This window comes from Cellvibrio sp. UBA7661, assembly GCA_002483365.1.
Lineage (GTDB): Bacteria > Pseudomonadota > Gammaproteobacteria > Pseudomonadales > Cellvibrionaceae > Cellvibrio.
Map to the genome: position 1 here is coordinate 35,103 of DLHT01000005.1, position 16,017 is coordinate 51,119.

The 16,017-nt window shown below is 47.1% G+C and carries 16 protein-coding genes; 11 read left to right on the forward strand and 5 right to left on the reverse strand.

Annotation, left to right across the window (positions count from 1 at the left end; all coding sequences use genetic code 11):
• Positions 1–67 precede the first annotated feature (67 nt).
• From B2739_RS02620 to B2739_RS02650, 7 genes are all read left to right on the forward strand, one after another.
• Positions 68–325 carry a type II toxin-antitoxin system ParD family antitoxin gene (locus B2739_RS02620; RefSeq protein ID WP_331344324.1) on the forward strand — a complete coding sequence of 86 codons (258 nt, stop codon included), beginning with the start codon at positions 68–70 and terminating at the stop codon, positions 323–325.
• A 5-nt stretch (positions 326–330) separates the two neighbouring features.
• Complete coding sequence (locus B2739_RS02625) at positions 331–630, forward strand: type II toxin-antitoxin system RelE/ParE family toxin (RefSeq protein ID WP_331344325.1); 300 nt, start codon at positions 331–333, stop codon at positions 628–630.
• 153 nt (positions 631–783) lie between these two features.
• On the forward strand, positions 784–1,131 hold the full coding sequence (locus tag B2739_RS02630) for a nucleotide pyrophosphohydrolase (protein WP_331344326.1): 348 nt from the start codon (positions 784–786) through the stop codon (positions 1,129–1,131).
• Positions 1,132–1,145: 14 nt separating this feature from the next.
• Positions 1,146–3,533 carry a DNA/RNA helicase domain-containing protein gene (locus B2739_RS02635; RefSeq protein ID WP_331344327.1) on the forward strand — a complete coding sequence of 796 codons (2,388 nt, stop codon included), beginning with the start codon at positions 1,146–1,148 and terminating at the stop codon, positions 3,531–3,533.
• 123 nt (positions 3,534–3,656) lie between these two features.
• Positions 3,657–4,493 carry an SIR2 family NAD-dependent protein deacylase gene (locus B2739_RS02640; protein WP_331344328.1) on the forward strand — a complete coding sequence of 279 codons (837 nt, stop codon included), beginning with the start codon at positions 3,657–3,659 and terminating at the stop codon, positions 4,491–4,493.
• Between the two features lie 34 nt (positions 4,494–4,527).
• On the forward strand, positions 4,528–5,151 hold the full coding sequence (locus B2739_RS02645; protein WP_331344329.1) for a YigZ family protein: 624 nt from the start codon (positions 4,528–4,530) through the stop codon (positions 5,149–5,151).
• Between the two features lie 131 nt (positions 5,152–5,282).
• Positions 5,283–6,137 (forward strand): YciI family protein, encoded by an 855-nt coding sequence (locus B2739_RS02650; RefSeq protein ID WP_331344330.1) that lies wholly within the window; start codon positions 5,283–5,285, stop codon positions 6,135–6,137.
• 120 nt (positions 6,138–6,257) lie between these two features.
• Here B2739_RS02650 and B2739_RS02655 read toward each other — a convergent pair whose 3' ends face one another.
• The 5 genes from B2739_RS02655 to B2739_RS02675 form a co-directional block, all read right to left on the reverse strand.
• Positions 6,258–6,557: a hypothetical protein gene (locus tag B2739_RS02655; RefSeq protein ID WP_331344331.1), complete on the reverse strand. Its 300-nt coding sequence runs from the start codon at positions 6,555–6,557 to the stop codon at positions 6,258–6,260.
• Positions 6,558–6,581: 24 nt separating this feature from the next.
• Complete coding sequence (locus B2739_RS02660) at positions 6,582–9,671, reverse strand: PAS domain-containing hybrid sensor histidine kinase/response regulator (RefSeq protein ID WP_331344332.1); 3,090 nt, start codon at positions 9,669–9,671, stop codon at positions 6,582–6,584.
• On the reverse strand, positions 9,647–11,023 hold the full coding sequence (locus B2739_RS02665) for an EAL domain-containing response regulator (protein ID WP_331344333.1): 1,377 nt from the start codon (positions 11,021–11,023) through the stop codon (positions 9,647–9,649). Before B2739_RS02665 ends, B2739_RS02660 begins: the two co-directional genes overlap by 25 nt.
• A gap of 3 nt (positions 11,024–11,026) precedes the next feature.
• Positions 11,027–11,869: a protein-glutamate O-methyltransferase CheR gene (locus B2739_RS02670; protein ID WP_331344334.1), complete on the reverse strand. Its 843-nt coding sequence runs from the start codon at positions 11,867–11,869 to the stop codon at positions 11,027–11,029.
• A 183-nt stretch (positions 11,870–12,052) separates the two neighbouring features.
• Positions 12,053–12,676, reverse strand: a complete 624-nt coding sequence (locus tag B2739_RS02675) for a response regulator transcription factor (protein ID WP_331344335.1) — start codon at positions 12,674–12,676, stop codon at positions 12,053–12,055.
• On the opposite strand from B2739_RS02675, the gene B2739_RS02680 reads away from it, so the two are divergent.
• The 4 genes from B2739_RS02680 (at position 12,675) to B2739_RS02695 (ending at position 16,010) form a co-directional block, all read left to right on the forward strand.
• Positions 12,675–14,006, forward strand: coding sequence for an AAA family ATPase (locus tag B2739_RS02680; RefSeq protein ID WP_331344336.1), 1,332 nt, complete (start codon positions 12,675–12,677; stop codon positions 14,004–14,006). The genes B2739_RS02675 and B2739_RS02680 overlap by 2 nt on opposite strands.
• Positions 14,006–14,752: a hypothetical protein gene (locus B2739_RS02685; protein WP_331344337.1), complete on the forward strand. Its 747-nt coding sequence runs from the start codon at positions 14,006–14,008 to the stop codon at positions 14,750–14,752. The genes B2739_RS02680 and B2739_RS02685 overlap by 1 nt, the downstream gene beginning before the upstream one ends.
• A gap of 7 nt (positions 14,753–14,759) precedes the next feature.
• Positions 14,760–15,557 (forward strand): tRNA cyclic N6-threonylcarbamoyladenosine(37) synthase TcdA, encoded by a 798-nt coding sequence (tcdA, locus tag B2739_RS02690; protein WP_331344338.1) that lies wholly within the window; start codon positions 14,760–14,762, stop codon positions 15,555–15,557.
• A gap of 264 nt (positions 15,558–15,821) precedes the next feature.
• Positions 15,822–16,010 carry a periplasmic nitrate reductase, NapE protein gene (locus B2739_RS02695; protein ID WP_331344339.1) on the forward strand — a complete coding sequence of 63 codons (189 nt, stop codon included), beginning with the start codon at positions 15,822–15,824 and terminating at the stop codon, positions 16,008–16,010.
• The last annotated feature ends 7 nt before the right edge of the window (positions 16,011–16,017 follow it).

A 16,017-nucleotide genomic window follows, 5' to 3' on the forward strand; every position in this document is an offset into this window, starting at 1 on the left:
ATACAATCATTGACAATCTTTGTATGCCGACCTAGCATTTTTCAAAGCAATATCCTTGGAGGCCACCATGCATATATCACTAACACCGGAACTCGAATCACGCGTTAAAGCCAAAGTAGAAAGCGGCCTTTACAACAATGCCAGCGAAGTTATTCGTGAGGCCTTGCGCTTTATGGATACCCACGAAGACTGGATTCATGAGATCAAACTGGCTCGTTTACGGGAGCAACTAAAAATTGGGGTAGACCAGTTGAACCGGGGCGAAGGCACTGCCATAGAATCCAAAGCTGCGCTCGATACTTTGTTTGATAGCATCAAAGACTAATTGCTGTGCCCAGTTATCAACTAATCATTGCCCCCGCTGCGAAAGCAGACCTAAAAGAAATCTATCAATATGGCCTGAGGCTATGGGGGCAGACTCAATCCAACCACTATCTGGAAATCCTGAAAGAAAAATTCTGGTCACTGACTGAACAACCACTCATGGGAACTGAGCGGCCTGAACTACTCGATGGTACACGCAGCCTGCCAATTGAAAGCCACGTGCTGTTTTACCGTGTTACGCCCAAGAGCGTGGAAATAATCCGCGTGCTACATGCCCGCCAAGACCCTGCACGTCATTTGAAATAATCAGCTAATCGCCGTTCAACTGCGCCGGGGGGATTTGAACTCCCGTCCAAGTTATCCCCGGTAATGGCATCAAACTCTCCAAGCGTCTATAGTCCGCTCTACTTACTGAAAGATTGTAACAACATAATTATTTTGAACTTTATTGGGTTATTTATGAACTCACTCGACAACCTGAAGTTAGCGCTACGCAAATTTGCCGAAGAACGAGACTGGGACCAATTCCATTCCCCCAAAAACCTCTCTATGGCTTTGGCTGGCGAAGCTGGAGAGCTGCTTGAACAATTCCAGTGGCTCAATGAAGATCAATCAAAAAACCTTTCAGATGAAAAACGTCTTGCAGTTGCAGATGAAATTGCAGATATCCAACTATACCTGATACGGCTTGCGGACAAATTAGAGTTGGATATTTTGGCTGAGTGCACCAGAAAAATTGCAATTAATGCTGAAAAGTATCCCATTGATAAATCAAAAGGCAAATCTGATAAATACACCAACATATAAAACGGAATTATTGAATGTTAGTTTACTCTGCCAGTAAAGACGATTTCGTTCGTGATATGCGCTCAAACAGAATTGAAGAAATTATTCAAAATGAAGTTTCACGAAAGCTAAATAGAAACTCACCCAAGAACGAAATCCTCTCTTGGAAAAACTCTTTGGATTATATGTTCAGAATATTAGTAGACCCTGATATTCCACCAACAGCCGGCGTCGCTATTGAATACAACATTCCATTAACCAATCGTAGAGTGGACTTCATCCTTACAGGTAAAGATGCAAATCGCAACGATACCGCCGTCATTATTGAACTAAAACAATGGCAAGAGGTTGATAAAACCCAAAAAGATGGAATCGTAAAAACCTTTTTAAATGGGGGAATTAGAGAAACCAATCACCCATCTTATCAAGCGTGGTCATATGCAGCATTAATAACTGACTACAACGAAACGGTTAGATCTGAATCAATTAGTTTGCAACCTTGCGCCTATCTGCACAATCTAAAATCCACCTCAGCGATTAACGATCCTTTTTATTCGCCCCATACTGATAAAGCTCCAGTGTTCATTTCTGATGACGCTCTGAGACTTCCCAATTTTTTAAAGCAACATGTCAAGTATGGTGATTCTGACAACATCATGTATCGAATTGAGCATGGAGTCATAAAACCATCCAAAACTTTGGCCGATAGCCTCGCATCAATGCTTAAGGGAAACAAAGAGTTTATCCTTTTAGATGAGCAAAAGTTGGTATATGAAACTGCTCTGGATATTGCACACAAAGCAAAAAACGGAAAAAAACAAACTCTAATTGTTAAAGGTGGCCCTGGCACCGGTAAATCTGTAGTCGCGATTAATCTTTTGGTTGAACTTACCAATAGAGAGATGGTAGTTCAATATACCACCAAAAACTCTGCTCCCCGCGAAGTTTTTAAAAGTAAACTAACCAAAACGTTGCGGCGAACAGCAATAGATAATTTATTTAGAGGCACAGGCAGCTACGTTACAACACCCACACAAATTTTTGATGCGCTTATTGTCGATGAAGCCCACAGACTTAATGAAAAATCAGGTTTGTACGCAAACCTTGGTGAAAATCAAATAAAGGAAATCATTAATTCATCCAACGCAAACATTTTCTTTATCGATGAAGATCAGCGAGTTACATTTCAGGATATAGGATCAATCGAAGCCATAACCCAGTTTGCCCAACGCGCCAATTCAGAAGTAACTATTCTTCAACTAGATTCACAATTTAGATGTAATGGTTCAGATGGATACATTGCCTGGCTTGATAACACGTTGCAAATTCGCGAAACCGCAAATACAGATCTGTCGGATATAGATTACGAGTTTAAGGTTTTTGATAATCCCACAGAGATGCGAAAAGCCATTTTTGAGAAAAATAAGCTGAGCAATAAAGCTCGAATGGTTGCTGGATATTGTTGGGATTGGAAAAGCAAAAAAGAAAAATCCAATTTTGACATCACATTCCCTGAGTTTAATTTCGAAGCGAAATGGAATCTAACTGACGATGGCAGTCTATGGATGATATCCCCAAATTCAGTTAATGAAATTGGTTGTATTCATACATGCCAAGGTCTTGAGGTTGATTATATTGGTGTCATTATTGGACCAGATTTTGTCATTCGTGATGGTCAAGTTGTCACAGATGCAGGAAAAAGATCATCAAAAGATAAATCAATAAAAGGCTACAAATCACTTTTGAAGTCTTCCCCAGTAGAAACCAAAAAGAAAGCCGATCAAATTATAAAAAACACTTATCGGACATTGATGACTCGCGGCATTAAAGGCTGCTATCTGTATTGCACTGACCCGGAAACCAATGCATATTTTTCGGCATTTCAACAATCGATCAATGAACCCCAATACTCATCCTTAGAGAAAGTTCCTTATGAAGGACTTGGCTACGCAGTAGTTTCCTTCGAAACAGCCCGCCCTTATGACGGCTTCGTACCCGTATTTGATATTGCAGCCGCAGCAGGTAGCTTTAGCCCACATCAAGATGCAGAAACTTGTGATTGGGTTGAATTACCCGAAGAATTTGCGACTAAAGAAGGAATGTTTGTTATTCGAGTAATCGGCGAATCCATGAATAGAAAAATACCCAACGGATCATGGTGCTTATTTAAATCAAATCCTGGCGGTACTAGAAACGGCAAAGTTGTACTTGTGCAACATAATCATATCTCTGATGTTGATCATGGTGGCTCCTTCACAGTTAAAGTCTATAAAAGTGAGAAGCGCCAAATTGACGATCAACTCATTCATGAAAAAATCGTTTTGTCGCCAGACACCAATTCCTTTGGTTATTCAGACATAGTCATAAAAGAAAATGATTTGGAGGAGTTTAGAGTCATCGGCGAGTTTGTAGCGGTTCTTTAGAAGGATATTGAATTACGTCAAGATGCTAGTCATTAACTTTATTTCGAGTAAAGTTAATGAGACATCATAAAATCCTAAATTTTCTTATGTTAAGAAATTATGTTGCTATAGCCAGGAAAAACCATGCCCAACACCTCCATCACCCAAGCCGCCGATTACATTCAACAAGCCGATGCGCTCATCATCGCTGCTGGTGCTGGCATGGGTGTAGATTCCGGTTTGCCGGATTTTCGTGGCAATGAGGGTTTTTGGAAAGCCTACCCTGCGCTTGCAAAAGCGAAAATAGATTTTACGCAAGCGGCGTCGCCCGATACGTTTGTGCGCGATGTGAAATTAGCTTGGGGGTTTTATGGGCACCGGCTCGCGCTTTATCGCAACACTATTCCCCACGAAGGCTTTGCGATTTTAAAACGCTGGGGCGAAAGCAAAGCGAAAGGTTATTCGGTATTTACCAGCAATGTGGATGGGCAATTTCAAAAAGCAGGTTTCGCTGCGGATAATATTTACGAGTGCCACGGTTCTATTCATCACGTGCAATGTCTTGAGCCCTGCTCCGCTACTATTTGGGAGGCAAATTCATTCTTACCTGAAGTCGATCACGAACAGTGTCAGCTTATTAATAAGCCTCCGCAGTGCCCCTATTGCAACCGAATCGCGCGGCCAAATATTTTAATGTTTGGCGATTGGGGTTGGATTAGCGACAGATCGGATCAGCAAGCCGAGCAATTACAACTCTGGTTGCAGCGCTGTAATAATCCAGTGGTGATTGAGCTAGGTGCGGGCACACATATTCCATCGGTGCGCCGCTTTTCCGAACAGGTTGTAAAAAATGTTAATGGAAAATTAATTCGTATTAATCCGCGCGATTATGAAGTACCGCCCCAAAATGCGGTGGGCATTAGCATGGGAGCGAAAGAGGGATTAATCGCCATTGAACAAGTCATCAAGCCCCAACAATAATAGCCGCACAGACTATCGCTATACTGGAAACACAATGTCCACCCACACCGTCCTCTCCACCGCTGTTGAATCCACCACTGAAGAAAAAAACAGTGAGTTCATTACTTTTTTGCATCCTGTCACTTCGCGTGAAGAGGCGATGGCGTGGGTGGATGTTTATCGCAAGCAGTACCCGGATGCGGCGCATGTGTGTTGGGCGTATGTGATTGGCAATACACGGCAGCCGCAGACGCAGGCATTTAGTGATGACGGTGAGCCTTCGGGTACGGCGGGTAAGCCGATGTTGCATGTATTAACCGAGCGCGATGTGGGTAATTCGCTCGCGGTGGTGGTGCGTTATTTTGGTGGGGTGAAGTTGGGTGCGGGTGGTTTGGTGCGCGCCTATTCCGCTGCGGTGTCGCAGGCGGTGAATGCGGCGGTGTTAGTTGCTGTTACGCCCAAGGTGGAATGTATTGTCAGCGTAGATTTTGCGCGAGAGGCGAAGGTTCGCCACTTGGTTAGCCAGTTTCAGGGCGAGATACTGGCGGTGGATTACGCGGCACAGGTGAGTTTGCAGATCCGTTTGGAAGAGGCGCAGTTGGATGCGTTTAGTGTGCAGGTGGTGAATGAAACTGCGGGCACGGCGATAGTGAAGTTGAGTCCTCTGAATCCCCCCTAGCCCCCCTTTTGCAAAGGGAGGATTCAAATAATTTTCTCTCCTGTCGAATTCCGACAGCCTGCTTCGACTAACCTACAGAACACTTCAGTACACAAACATCCATCTCAATTTTTAATGAAGGAGAACGCGTTATGAAAGTCATGGTTATGGTTAAAGCATCGCCCGGTTCTGAAGCAGGCAAAATGCCGAGTGAGGCGCTGCTGAATGCAATGGGCCAGTTTAATGAAGAGTTGGTGAAGGCTGGCATTATGGAATCTGGCGATGGATTAAAGCCCAGCAGCGAAGGTTTTCGTGTGCGTTTTAGTGGCGATAAACGCGTTGTCACCACCGGCCCTTTCACTGAAACCAATGAGCTGATTGCCGGTTACTGGATTTGGAATGTGAATTCCATGGAAGAAGCAATTGAGTGGGTAAAAAAATGCCCTAACCCAATGGAAGATGAAGAGTCTGATATTGAGATTCGCACGTTTTACACGATGGACGATTTCGCCGAGGCCGATGTAGATGGCAAGGCCGCTGCCCATGAAGACGCATTGCGCCAAACTCTGGCCATGCGCAAAGTACAGGTAAATAATTATTTATTTTTCTCCGGCCGCTGCGATGAAGCCTTAGCGTTTTACAAACAACATTTAAGTGCAGAGATTAAATTTCTAATCCGCTTTAACGAAAGCCCCGACCCTATGCCAGAAGGTGTATTGCAGCCGGGTTTTGAAAATAAAGTCATGCACGCTGAATTCAGTTTGGGCAATGCAAGCATTATGGCATCTGACGGTTGTAACGATGCCGAAACATTCAGCGGTTTCCGCATCGCACTGGATGTTAATGATGAAGCCGAAGCGCGCCGTATTTTTGCCGCACTGGCCAGCAATGGCGGCAAAGTGGATATGCCGTTAATGAAAACCTTTTGGTCGCCGTTGTATGGGCAAGTCACTGACCAATTTGGTGTTGGTTGGATGGTAATGTTGCCAGGTGAAGAGCCCGCCTAACTCTGGATGCTTGACCCTGATTGGGTATTCACACTGTGCTGGCACGAGCAGCACAGCGTGAAAAAATAGAAACAGTGTAAAAAAATAGAAGCAGTATGAAAAAAATAAAAACAATAAAAATTAAACCGGCGTGTTTTTGTTTTTCTTTTGCAAGTGTGTAATACGCCACCAGGTGAGCAGTGCTGCAGCGGCAGGCACAACAAACACCAACAAAAAGATGGGCAGCTCTTGCATAAAAGTGTAACCCGCGTAGTTGATACCCACCCACATATTGATGGCGGCGATCACAAACCACAGGGGAACAAATATCAGCAATGCTTTTGCGATGGGTTTAACGCCCTCGCCACCAAACACGCGCGCAACCAGTTGGCAAAAAAACAACAGAACAAAACCGCCAACCAAAACCATCAGTGTGTGCATAACAACCTCGTTATCTTGTCTGTGTTAATACGACGGTAAATTTAATCCCCGTGCGACCAATTCCACCATGGCGATTAACTCGTCATCTACTTTATCGACCATGTCCTGCTGCCACTCGCCAGTGTGTAATGCCTGCTCAAGTTGGAAACAATTCACTTCCAGTTGGTTCATTCCCAAACTGCCCGCAAGTGACTTCAGCGAGTGCACTTGATTGAGCGCTTCCGCTGGATTTTTTTCCAGTAATATTTGTAGCTGTGCCGGAAATTCTGCCCGCTCATGGGCAAAGCGTTCAAGCAAGCGCCGGTAGAGTTTTTCATTGCCCATCAAATTATGCAGGGCACGCTGTGTATCTATGCCGCCGTTATGCAAGAACTCCATACTGCCCGCACTGGAAACCAATTCCGGTGCTACACGGCAGGCATGCCCCCACTGTTCCAATGCGCGGCGCAGCAGAGCCGGTTCAATCGGCTTGGAGAGATAATCATCCATACCTGCTGCAAGGTAAGCCTCTTTATCGCCAGGCAACGCATTGGCTGTGACAGCAATAATAGGTAGATGTTTGCCTACTGCCTGTTCGCGGATGTGCGCCGTGGTTTCTACACCGTCCATACCGGGCAGTTGGATGTCCATCAGCACCACATCAAATGCCTGTTGCGCTAGCGCATGCTGTTGTAGAGCGGCAAGCGCCTCGGGCCCTGAACCAACACATACCACTTCTGCGCCCATGGACTCCAGCAGCGAGAAAATAATTTCCTGGTTGAGCAGGTTGTCTTCTACCACCAGTATTTTGCAATTGATGGCGGCCAATGCAGGATCGGGTATATCGGGCTGTATTACCGGAGTAATCGTCTGGGGGCGCGCCTTTTCCAGTTGCACGCGCAGGCGAAAACTACTGCCGTGACCGGGCGCGCTTTGTACATCGATACGCGCATTCATGAGATCCGCCAGGTTTTTACAAATCGACAACCCCAAGCCCGTGCCTTCAAAACGGCGCGCGCTGGAAGAATCGACTTGCTGGAAAGGCTGGAACAACTTGGCCTGTTTTTCAGCATCGATCCCTATACCAGTGTCCTGCACTTCAAACAGGACTTCCACGCGATCCTGCCAATCGCGCACTTTGAAGGCATTAATACTGATGCTGCCTTGATCGGTAAATTTCACCGCATTGGCGCAGAAGTTAATCAGGATTTGCCCCAGCCGCAGGGCATCACCCAAGAGCAGCGGGGGGATTTTTTCATCGATGTTCACATTGACAGCGAGCCCTTTGGCGGCCGCTTTTTCCCAGACTTGGTCAATGGTTTTATCAATCAATTGCACAACCGAGAATTCGCTATGGTCAAGGCTGAGCTTGCCCGCTTCCATACGCGAGAAGTTCAGGATGTCGTTCACAATGTCCAATAAGTGCTCGCCCGAGCCGCGCATTTTTTCCAGATAAGTGCGCTGTTTTGCTTCCGGGTTATTGGCAAGCGCTACATGGGCAAGGCCGATAATGGCATTTAACGGAGTGCGGATTTCATGGCTCATATTGGCGAGGAATTCTGCCTTGCTTTGCGATGCTGCCAGCGCTTCGTCTTTGGCCGCCATTAGCTCGCGGGTACGCTCGTCAATCATCTGCTCCAGATTTTGGTTCACCTCTTCCATGCGCTGATTGGCAACGATACGTTCCGTTACATCCACCCAAATACAGGTAATCGCCTGGGGTTCCTGATCCTGCCCATAGGTGATGGGAAAGCGGACTATGCGGTAATAGCGCGGATTGCCGTCCGGATGCTGGAGTTGCAACACCACATCCTTCCAATAAGAATCGGCCCCCACCTGCTCTTCAGCTTGCAGCAGTGGCTTGAGCCAGTTGGGAGCCGCTATTTCATGCAGGTCGATGCCCAACAGGTCATGCTCATCCAGCATCAATAAACTGCAAAACGCCGGATTCACAATAACCAAGCGGTGATCCATAGAAGTCATGTGGGTGGCAGCAGGCAAATTGTCCAATAGCGAGCGGAAGTGGCTCTCGCGAATCGCCAGACGGCGGCGGTTGATCATGCCCGTGATCGTCAGCAGGATAATCAACAGGTTGGCGCTCAGGCTCAGGCCGACAATGATGTTGCGCGATGCCTGATAAGGAGCCATAGCTTCATCAATATCCTGCTCGACAATCACCCCCAATTCCATTTCATCAATCCAGCGCCCTGCACCCGCGACTTTCACGCCGCGGTAATCCTCATAGCCTACCTTCACTAGCCCCGCTTCATGGTTGATCAGGAAGTCCACCATGTCGGTCAGTGGGCCAGCATCACTACTGTTGGCAGCGCGGCGCACTTTTTCGCCCAACCCGATCAGCGGTTGACCATGGCTGCTGTCATTATGGAAACGCAGCGGCGTCATCAGCCGACCGTGGTTATCAATTGCATAAATTTCACCGGAACCACCGGTGCGGCCTTTAAAAAAAATCGGGAAAAAACTGGCCTGGGTATTAAAACGCAAGCAGAAGTACCCGGGTGCTGTCACCTCGGGTTCAAGCAGAACACACATGTTTTGCATGAGCGTGCCCGCAGGTTGTGTTCCGCGCGGCCCTGAAATCGGGCGCAAGGCCGCAACCGGGCGCGAAATAGCCGGGTGGTTTGCCAGTGCTTTATCCAGAACCTCATGGGTCTCGGCGAGCTGGACTTTTTGTTTGTGGTAATTCTCTGAACTGGCTGCAACCAAAATACGTTCATGGTTAATCACCGAAAAGCCATCAAAGCCCATAACCATTAGCACCGGGTACAACCATTCGCGCAGGGCTTCATGGGTCGCGGGGTTATCGCCTTTCTCCAGCAAAACCTGCGTCAGTAAATTTTTGCCTTGGGATGAATTAGCCAGCATCTGGATGGCAGCGACATTCTGCTGCTGCCAGATAGTGATCAGTTCAGAGAATGAATTCAGCGAGGTTTGCAGGTGTTCGCGGATCACCCGCTCCTGGCTGGCGTGGATATGGCGCAATGCAACGGCAGTAAAAAAAAACAGCAGTGCTATGGCTAGCACTGCTGATATCAGGGGGGGATTGACCAGCGAGACAAATGAAAAATAACGCTTTAACCGGGATTTTTGCGCTACCCGGAACTTGAAGTTCGGCATATGGCTAACTTACGTTGTAGATCCTGATCGACCCAGCTCATCAAATCGCGCCCGGACATGGGACGCGCCAGCAGGAAACCCTGAGCCTGTTTACAACCCAGGCTTTTGAGCAAGTGTAGCTCGGCTTCTGTCTCTACACCTTCGGCAACCGTGATTATTCCAAGGCGATGCCCTAATTCGATGGCCGATTTCAAAATATTACGCATGTACTGCCGCTCGGGCGCACCCTGAATGAAAGAGCGGTCGATCTTCAACTCGGAAAAAGGGAAGCGCGACAACTGCTGCATGGATGAAAACCCGGTGCCGTAGTCATCAATAGAAATACCAAAACCTTTCAGGCGCAGGCGGCTGATGGTTGCCAGTGCCGCCGGCAAATCCACCACCAATGCGCTTTCGGTGATTTCAAAGGTAATGTAATGGGCGGGGATTCCCTGACGGATCACCCGTTGGATAATTTCATTGGCGAGATTGAATTCCGCGAGGGACTTGGCCGAAAGGTTGATGGCCACCGGAATATATTGCCCCTGCTCCCACCACTCATTCATGTCCTGCAACACTTGCTCCAGCACGGATAATGTCAGCGCGCCGATCAGTCCATGCTCCTCCGCAAGCGGAATAAATACCGCGGGTGAAATCCATTCGTCGTTGGCATTTTGCCAGCGCGCCAAGGCTTCTACACCGGCAATCTGCAAGGATTCCAGATCCACTTTGGGTTGGTAATGCACCTGTATTTGGGCGCGATCTATCGCAAGGCTCAATTGCGCCGCATCGGCTGATGCCGGTTTTTGGGTAGAGAGGATTTCCTCAGCGCTGACACCAATACTGTATTTGGTCAGGGCATCGGCCAAGTCAACCGGATTGACCGGCTTACGGAATGCACCCAGAAGCGACACCCCCAAGGCTTCGGCCATAGTGGCAACGGCGCTGATCAGGACTTCATCAGAACTGCTGGCGAGGACAACGGCGGGTTTGTTGGGCAAGAGTGCCAATTGTTGCAAGACTTCAATGCCGTCCATGACCGGCATTTCCAAATCCAGCAACATGACCGCAGGAACTTCTTCCATCTGCGCCAATTGATCAAGCGCAAGCCTGCCATTGGCAGCCTCATACACACGGCTCACCCCAAACGCTTTCAGGCAGAGATGGGCGCTGTATCGGTGCATGCTGCTGTCATCCACTACCATCACGCCCTGCTGATGGATCTGTCTGTGCAGATCAATCGATGCCAGGGTGGCCGAGGTATTGAGTGAAATCATAGGTTGCTCTCTAGCCTCAAAATCGCTATTGAAAAGGTGCGGAAAGATAACAGCTTTACGCAAACTTAGGGATACCGCGAGGGTATTCACAATCATTCATTACACCGCTAACTTTTGTAGAACCTGTACAGCGTCTGCTGGTTTGCGATAAATCGATGGACGCACCGTCGACAATTTAAGATTTAAACCCGTTATGCTTTCGCAATGACCAAGAATCAACCAGCCACCAGGGCGCAAGCATTGCAGTAAATTCTCAATCACTTTTTGCTTGGTAGGTTGGTCAAAATAAATCAGGACATTGCGCAAAAAAATCACATCAAATTGTTCGTCATTTTTACGTGTATGCATCAAATTATGTTGCTCAAAACGGATGCGTGAACGCAGTGAAGGCACGACTGCCAACATGCCTTCGTATTCACCAATACCGCGGCGACAATAATTTTTTAAGTAATTTGCCGGAATATGATCAATGCGCTCAGCGCGGTAAACACCGGTGCGCGCGTGCTCAAGTACTTTGCCGGAAATATCGGTTGCCAAAATATCCCAGTCGGTTTTACCCATCACATCGGATAACACCATTGCAATGCTGTGGGGCTCTTCACCGGTAGACGATGCAGCACACCAAACACGCATGGGTTTGTTGCGTTGCTGCGGAATAATTTCATCGCGCAAGAAATCAAAATGTGCGGGTTCGCGGAAAAAATAGGTTTCATTAGTCGTGAGCAAATCCAGCATGGTGCTGCGCTCCTGCGCACCTTCAGGGCTGGACACATAAGCGAAATAAGCTTCGTAGGTTTTGTGGCCATACAACTCCAGTCGACGCCAGAGACGGCCAGTTACCATGGCCGTTTTCTCATTACCAATCACAATACCTGCCGTGCGATAAACGTAATCACGGATTTTGTGGAAAGCAAATGGGCTGATGTTGTTATGTGTACTCATAATCCTGTATCGCTAACTAAGTGGACATTATGGGCACAGGCAGTGCCAACTCCGGGAATTCCTTGATTAACCAGCGGGTGATTCGCCGTTTGGCGGCTCACCTTCAGTGGTTCCCAGTGTGGCGGTTTGGCAAAAAAGCGGTGAGAGTAAAACTACTCACATACGGTGGGGGAAAACCCCTAATTAGCGGCTGGCGGCCAACTGCATGAAGTCGCGCATCAGCTCCATGGCGGAGTTCACGCGCAGCTTTTCCATAATGCGCGCGCGGTGGTTCTCCACGGTGCGCACACTCAGATTGAGCTTGTTGGCGATGTCTTTACTGGGCAGGCCGTCGAGTACCGCTTGCAGTACTTCCTGCTCTTTGGGGGTGAGTAGCGCGATGCGCGCCTCGCGGGTGGATAAATCTATGCGTTTTTGATGCAACTGGCGGCTGAGCGATAAAGCCGCTTGCAGTTTTTCCAGAAATTGGTGGCCATTGATGGGCTTTTCCACAAAATCAAACGCGCCTTGCTTCATGGCCTCTACTGCAGCGCTGACTTCGGCATAACCGGTAACAATAATCAACGGCGGTGGCACCGGATAGCGCTGCTGCAGGACTTTATGCAACTGCAACCCACTGACACCGGGCATACGCATGTCAGTAATTACACACTCGCAGGGGCGTGGTGTGTAGGCATCCAGAAAGGCCTCGGCGCTCCCGAAACACACTGGCTCAACCCCTATGGGCTCTACAATGCCACTCATGAGTTCGAGGGTAATACTGTCATCGTCAATCAGGTATGCCGTTGCTATAGCCGTTTTACTCATGAAACACTCGTCGATCCTGTCAATTAAATTGGCACCAAAAGAGTGTAGCAGAACACTGGCGCATTACCCGTTGGGATGCATTGGATTGCGCTTGCATCTGCGCCTTATGTCCGTTAAAAAGCCGCCCCCCAAGCACTATCACCTCTTTTTCCGTAGTTTTTTTACGGCAAAATTCAAATCTGCTATGCTAATCTCTCTATTTCCAGAGGAAAGCGCCATGCTGAACAAATTCTCCGTAAAAAACTTCCGGAATTTTTCCGACTGGCTTACTTTTGATCTATCAAGTCAACAATATGAATTTAACTCTCATGTAGTTCACGGTGGGAGTGTCCTGCATGGCATGATTTACGGACCCAACGGTGGAGGGAAGTCCAATCTCGGTCTGGCGATGGTTGATCCAATCTTGCACCTCATAGACTCCCCTAGCTTTCTCAACTCACTGGACAACAATTACCTCAACGGCGGCATGGGCATAGAACTCGCTGAATTTGCCTTCGACTTCAAAATTGATGGAATCGACATCAACTACCGTTATGGTAAAAAATCCCGTGCACAAATGGTTTATGAAAATCTAATTATTGATGGTAATGAGGTATTAGACATAGACCGCCGCGAATCACCCCATGCCACCATTCATTTACAAGGGGCTGAATCACTTAAAACCGATGTAGGCCACTCTGAAATCTCCTTGCTTAAATACGTGCGCAATAACGCTATTTTAGATGAGACACCAATTAATCAGAGTTTGGCCAAACTATTCGATTTTATTGAGGGCATGGTTTTTTTCCGATCACTGGATTCCAACCGAATTGGTGAATATGTGGGAAAAAATATCGGTGTGAAACGCTTATCTCAAAGTATTATTGAAAGTGGATCACTAAAAGACTTCGAAAAGTTCCTTAGTGAAGCTGGCATAGAATGCTCACTCATCGTTGATGTAGGTAACAACGGCGAAAAAAGTATTTTTTTTGATTTTGGCAGCACTAAATTGGAATTTGGTTTAGCGGCTTCTACTGGCACACTTTCGCTAGGTATTTTCTACTTTTGGTGGCTACGTTTTCAAAACAAAAACATCACTTTTGCCTACATCGATGAATTTGATGCTTTTTATCATCATGCTTTAGCATCTAATATCGTCGATAAAGTCGCACATTCTAGCTGCCAAACCATTATGACAACACATAATACCGGTGTAATGAGCAATGATCTTTTGCGCCCGGATTGTTATTTCATTCTGGATAAAACCATCAAACCGATTACAGCACTGACTGGCAAAGAGCTGCGCAAAGCGCATAACTTGGAAAAAATTTACAAAGGAATGTCCAGCTAATGGAGCGCACGCTGTTCGTATTTGAGGGTGAACACCGAGAAAAATTGTATTTTGAAAGTTTGGAAAAGGCCTTCTTTGACGGCCAGCAAAGTCGCATTCTGGTGAGTTTTCAAAATGATATTTACGAACTGTACAAACAACTCACTCGCGAAGATGATCTGGATCCTTTCGAGCTAATTAAAGAACTTAACCATCTAGACCAAAATACGGAGTTGCTTGCCAATTTAAGGCGTGACCAGATCGGGCAAATTTATCTGTTTTTTGATATGGAGCCGCACGACAAAGAATTCGATCCACAGAAACTTTTAAACATGCTTACCCTATTCAATAACGAGACAGAGCAGGGAAAACTTTTTATCAGCTATCCCATGATCGAAGCTATAAGAGATATCAACGATCACACTGAATACCTCACGCGCACAGCAAGACTAGATGATTGTGCAGGCAAGCATTACAAACCGCTATCGGCAGAGCGCGGCAATCCCATTTATCAGGATGCTCGGAAAATTAACAGGCCTCTCTGGCAAGGTCTGATAAGCGCCAATCTACAAAAAGCCAATTTTTTAATTAGCGGCAGTTGTGGCCAAACCCCGGTCATTGACCAACAGCTGATTGCGCAGGCTCAACTTGACCAATTTTTACCGAAAGGTGAAATATCTATACTTGCTGCCTTCCCGATATTTTTGGCCGACTATTTTGGAAAAAAAGTGTTACTTGGCGATGTAACACCACTAAATTCACGATGATATACCTATGAATAGATCCCCTTCCCCCGCTTATCTGCAACGCTTCGGTGGCATTGCCCGCCTTTATGGCGAAAACGCGCTGACGGCGTTGCACAACGCCCATTTTGCCGTTGTCGGCTTGGGCGGTGTGGGCACTTGGGTGGCCGAGGCACTGGCGCGCTCGGGGGTGGGTGAACTCACGCTGATCGAGATGGATGAGGTGTGTGTCACCAATACCAATCGCCAATCCCATGCTTTGCAATCGACCATCGGTCAATCCAAAAACCAGGTCATTAGCGCACGCCTGCGCGACATTAACCCGGACATCATCATTCACTCGGTAGAAGACTTTATCGATGACCAAAATATTCACCAGCTGCTGGGCAAACAGCACCATGTGATTATTGATGCGATAGATGCCGCGCATTTAAAAGCACGGCTGGTGGCCTATTGCTCGGCAGTAAAAATTCGCCTGATTGTGATTGGTTCATCCGGTGGTAAACGCGATTTGCAGCGCATCACCGTAGATGATCTGGCGCGTGCGCAAAATGACCCCATGCTGCACAAAATTCGCCAGCAGTTGTATCGCCACTTTAATTTTGCGCGCGATACCAAACGCAAATTCCGTGTGGATGCCGTTTATTCCGACGAACAAATGGTCTACCCGAAACCCGATGGCAGCGTATGCCAAACCAAACAGCATTTGCAGGATGGCGTGAAACTGGATTGTACCGGTGGTTTTGGCTCCAGCATGATGGTGACAGCGACGTTCGGTTTACTCGCGGCATCGCGCGCGATTGAGCGCTACCTTAATCAGCAGCACTAACAACGCAACAATACATGACCAGGCAAATAGGCGTGCCCCCTTATTCTGTTCGCATAAAAGGGGGGGCTCTGAATGTTCCAATTCAGCAAAGTTTGCAACGAATCCAATATTTCAATTAAATCTATTAATGCTGCAGTTAAATTTCCTTTTTTCATTAAAATTGAGTTAAATCAACTAATCCGCCTTAATTGCCTTTTTGTTTTTGGCACTCCGCACAAATCAAGCTAGTATGAAATCGGGCTCTCATATGCCGGAGGCACACCGATGCAGGATAAGCAACATCACACGACACCGCTCACCGCTGAACAGCAATTAGAAAAAAAGAAAGAGTGGCGGCTTTATATTTTTATCATCGTCTTTTTATTCCCCATACTCACGGTTGCCATTGTGGGTGCGATGGGTTTTTCCATTTGGTTTTACCAACTCATGATGGGGCCACCGGGACCTCACTGATATAGGG